This window comes from Collimonas fungivorans, from assembly GCF_028292705.1.
Lineage (GTDB): Bacteria > Pseudomonadota > Gammaproteobacteria > Burkholderiales > Burkholderiaceae_D > Collimonas > Collimonas fungivorans_B.
On sequence record NZ_JAQGLV010000189.1, the window covers coordinates 1 to 3,335 of the forward strand.

The window sequence follows — 3,335 nt, forward strand, 5'->3', positions numbered from 1 at the left end:
GCGTGGGGAAGTTATCTGTTAGGAGGAGCGAGCCGCGACGAATTGCCGGGATTTTCAAAGTAAGCGCCCAATTTTCTGGATCACATGATGAATGCTCGTAACAAGGCTTTGAATGAACTGACGGCGCTCAGCCGTTTCGTCTTCTGTTCGCGTAACAGTACGCAAGCAGAATGGCTGGGCGCTGCCCTTGGCAAATGGGGTACCCTGCTGCAGGAAAAAGCCGATGTAGCCGAATTGCTGTCGCGCATAGTAGAACTTAATCCCTTGCTGGTGTTGCTGGATTTTTCCGGTGTTGAACACGCCAGCGATCAGGCCGGCGTCCTGGCAATTGATTCCCTCGGCACTACCGCGCATGCAACCGAACTGGCGCGCGCCCTGAGTAAAACACTGCCGGCCTTGCCTTTGGTGGCGGTCGGTTCCATGGCTTTTCCCGAAGGGACGATCGCGGCGCTACGCGCAGGCGTCAGCGATTTCATCGACGTCAGCGCTTCCGAAGACGAAGCGCGCGATGTGGTGCAGCGAGTGCTGGCCAAGGCCGCGGCGCGAGCCCCGGCGCCGGTCAAGCGTGGCCAGCTGGTGACCTTGCTCGGCGTACGTTCAGGCATCGGCACCAGCACGCTTGCCGCGCATCTGGCCGACATGATCCAGCAACGCAATAGCAGCCACGGCGGCAAGCGCAACCCCACCGACAGCCGGGTGGCGCTGCTCGATCTCGGCCTGCCTGCCGGCGATGGCAAGCTGTACCTGAGCGCCAACGGCAACTTCGACTTCGCTGAAGCCGTGCGCAATCTGCGCCGTTTTGACGAAACCCTGGTGCATACGGCGCTGCCGCGCAGTCCCGGCGGCGTCACCGTGATTTCCCTGCCGCACAGCCTGAGCGAGATGCGTACGGTGTCGCACCACGATGCGCTGGCTTTGCTGGATCGGCTGCGCTTGTACTTTGACGTGCTGATCGCCGATCTTGGAGGTTTCACCAATCACGAATTCATCGCCAACCTGACAGGCGCTGCCGACCAGGTATGGCTGGTGACTGACCAAAGCGTCGGCGCCCTGGTCTCCCTGGCGGGCACCTTGCAGGAACTGAACGGCCGCCATCCCGACGACGGCAAGCGCCACCTTGTGGTGAACCGTTATGACGACCGTTTCGGCATGGCGGCAAGCCAGATCGCCGAGCGTTTCAAATTGCCCTTGCTGGCGACTTTACCCGAACGCACGCTGAAGCTGACTTCCAGCGCCAACCGCGGCAAGCTGCTGCATGAAGTTGCTCCGCACGATACTTATGTCAAGGCGGTGGACGGCCTGATCGATGGCTTGCTCAGCCATGACGAGACGGTAGCGCACAAACATGGAGTGGGACGCTGGTTACCGAAAATTTTATTGCGAAAATAAGCAAGTAAATGAGCAAGCAAATAAGCAAGCCGATTTAGGCATGATGCATGCCGCTGTCTCAGAACCTGGCCAGGAAAAGACAGGCAGAAGCGGCCCCTGATGAAAGACGGGAGAAACGAACGTGAGTAACCAGATTGAATTTGCCGACGACGATCAAGCGTTTACGAACACCCAGGAATTCCAGGATATCAAGACGGCGGCCTACGATCATCTGCTGACGCGGATTGAAGAGCTGGGGGCGGAGTTCGGCCGCTGGTCGCGCAGCGCGATCCAGCAATTCGTCAATCTGGACGTCGACGGTTTTGTCCGCCTGCAGCGCATCCCCCTGAACGAAGCCGAAGTACGGCAGATTGCCGATGCCCTGACCAAGGAACTGGCGGGCCTGGGGCCGCTGGAAGATCTGCTGGCCGACATGACGGTCGAAGATATCCTGATCAACGGCTATAACGACGTGTTTGTTTCGCGCCACGGCATATTGCAGCGTGAAACCCTGCGCTTTACCGACAACGCCCATCTGCTGCGCATCGTCAGGCGCATCCTGGCGCCGCTGGGACGCCGGCTGGACGAATCGAATCCGATGGTCGATGCGCGCTTGCCAGATGGCGGCCGGCTCAACGTGGTGATCGAGCCGTTATCAGTAGATGGACCAATGGTGTCGATCCGGAAATTCCGCAAGGAACCGCTGAAGCCTACCGACCTGCTCAATCTCGGCACCATGAACGAGGAGATCTATTCGCTGCTGGATAATGCGGTCAAGGCGCGCTGCAATATCCTGGTCTCCGGCGGCACCAGTTCCGGTAAAACTTCCCTGTTGAATGCGCTGGCATTTTTCATCCCGGAGAATGAACGTGTGGTGACAGTGGAAGACACCGCCGAACTGTCGCTCAACCATCCGCATGTAGTGCGCCTGGAATCGCGCCTGGGTGGCTTCGAAGGCAGCGGCGCGGTCAGTATCCGCGACCTGATCCGCAACAGCCTGCGGATGCGGCCGGACCGGATTATTGTCGGCGAAGTGCGCGGCGCCGAAGTGCTGGAAATGCTGCAAGCGATGAATACCGGCCATGACGGATCAATGGGCACGATCCACGCCAATACGCCGCGCGAATGTCTGTACCGGATCGAAATGCTGGCGGGGTTTGCCGGCTTCCAGGGCAGCGAAAGCAGCCTCAGGCGGCAGATCGCAGGCGCGCTCGATTTCATCGTGCAGATCGGCCGGCTATCCAACGGCCGCCGCCGTATTGTCTCGATTACCGAAGTCACCGGCATGGGCGACAACATCATCACCCTGCAGGAACTGTATCGGCACGAGAGTTTTATCGGGCCGGATGGCGAAGAGGCCGATCGCTGGATATCGCTGGGCATCTTCCCGCATGCACCTAAACTGCAACGGCAACGTCAACTGGGGCAGCAAAGCACCGGCAGTCCGAATACCGGTGGTTCGACAGGCGGCCAGGCGGGAAGGCGCTAATCATGCATATCGCTCTCTGGCTGCTTGCTGCGGCACTGTTATTGACCGGCACCGGTCTTTGGCTGTGGCAGCGCGCGCAACAGCGTTCTCAGCAGGATGTCAGCGCCGCATTCGTGAACCGGCAGCTGCAAGGGATGCAGCAGGCCCAGAATGAGCCGCAGGATACGAGCCAGGTTGCGCCGCAGTTGCAGGTGTCGATAGAGGCCTTGCGCCATTTCTTCCTGCGCGCAGGGATTCAACATCCAAGCGGCAAGCTGTATTTGCAGCTGCTGCTGCCCGGGATCGGCCTGACGCTGCTGGCATTGATATTGGGTGGTGGATTGTCGGCTATCGGAACGCTGCTGTTGTACACGATGCTGGTGTATTTTTATTTCTGGCTGCGGACCGCCAAATTGCAGCGGACCATGCTGCGGCAACTGCCGGGATTCCTCGATACCCTGGTGCGCCTGGTCACGATAGGCAACAGCATCGGATCGGC

2 protein-coding genes and 1 pseudogene are annotated in these 3,335 nt (G+C 59.6%); all 3 read left to right on the forward strand.

The window, feature by feature from the left end; genetic code table 11:
* Nucleotides 1–84: 84 nt before the first annotated feature.
* A complete protein-coding gene (locus JWQ61_RS10230) occupies nucleotides 85–1,389 on the forward strand; it encodes a pilus assembly protein CpaE (protein WP_304360439.1) in 1,305 nt (434 codons plus the stop codon).
* 121 nt (nucleotides 1,390–1,510) lie between these two features.
* Nucleotides 1,511–2,857: a CpaF family protein gene (locus JWQ61_RS10235; RefSeq protein ID WP_304360440.1), complete on the forward strand. Its 1,347-nt coding sequence runs from the start codon at nucleotides 1,511–1,513 to the stop codon at nucleotides 2,855–2,857.
* A gap of 2 nt (nucleotides 2,858–2,859) precedes the next feature.
* Nucleotides 2,860–3,335 (forward strand): annotated as a pseudogene (locus tag JWQ61_RS10240) (pilus assembly protein TadB); the annotation flags it as partial.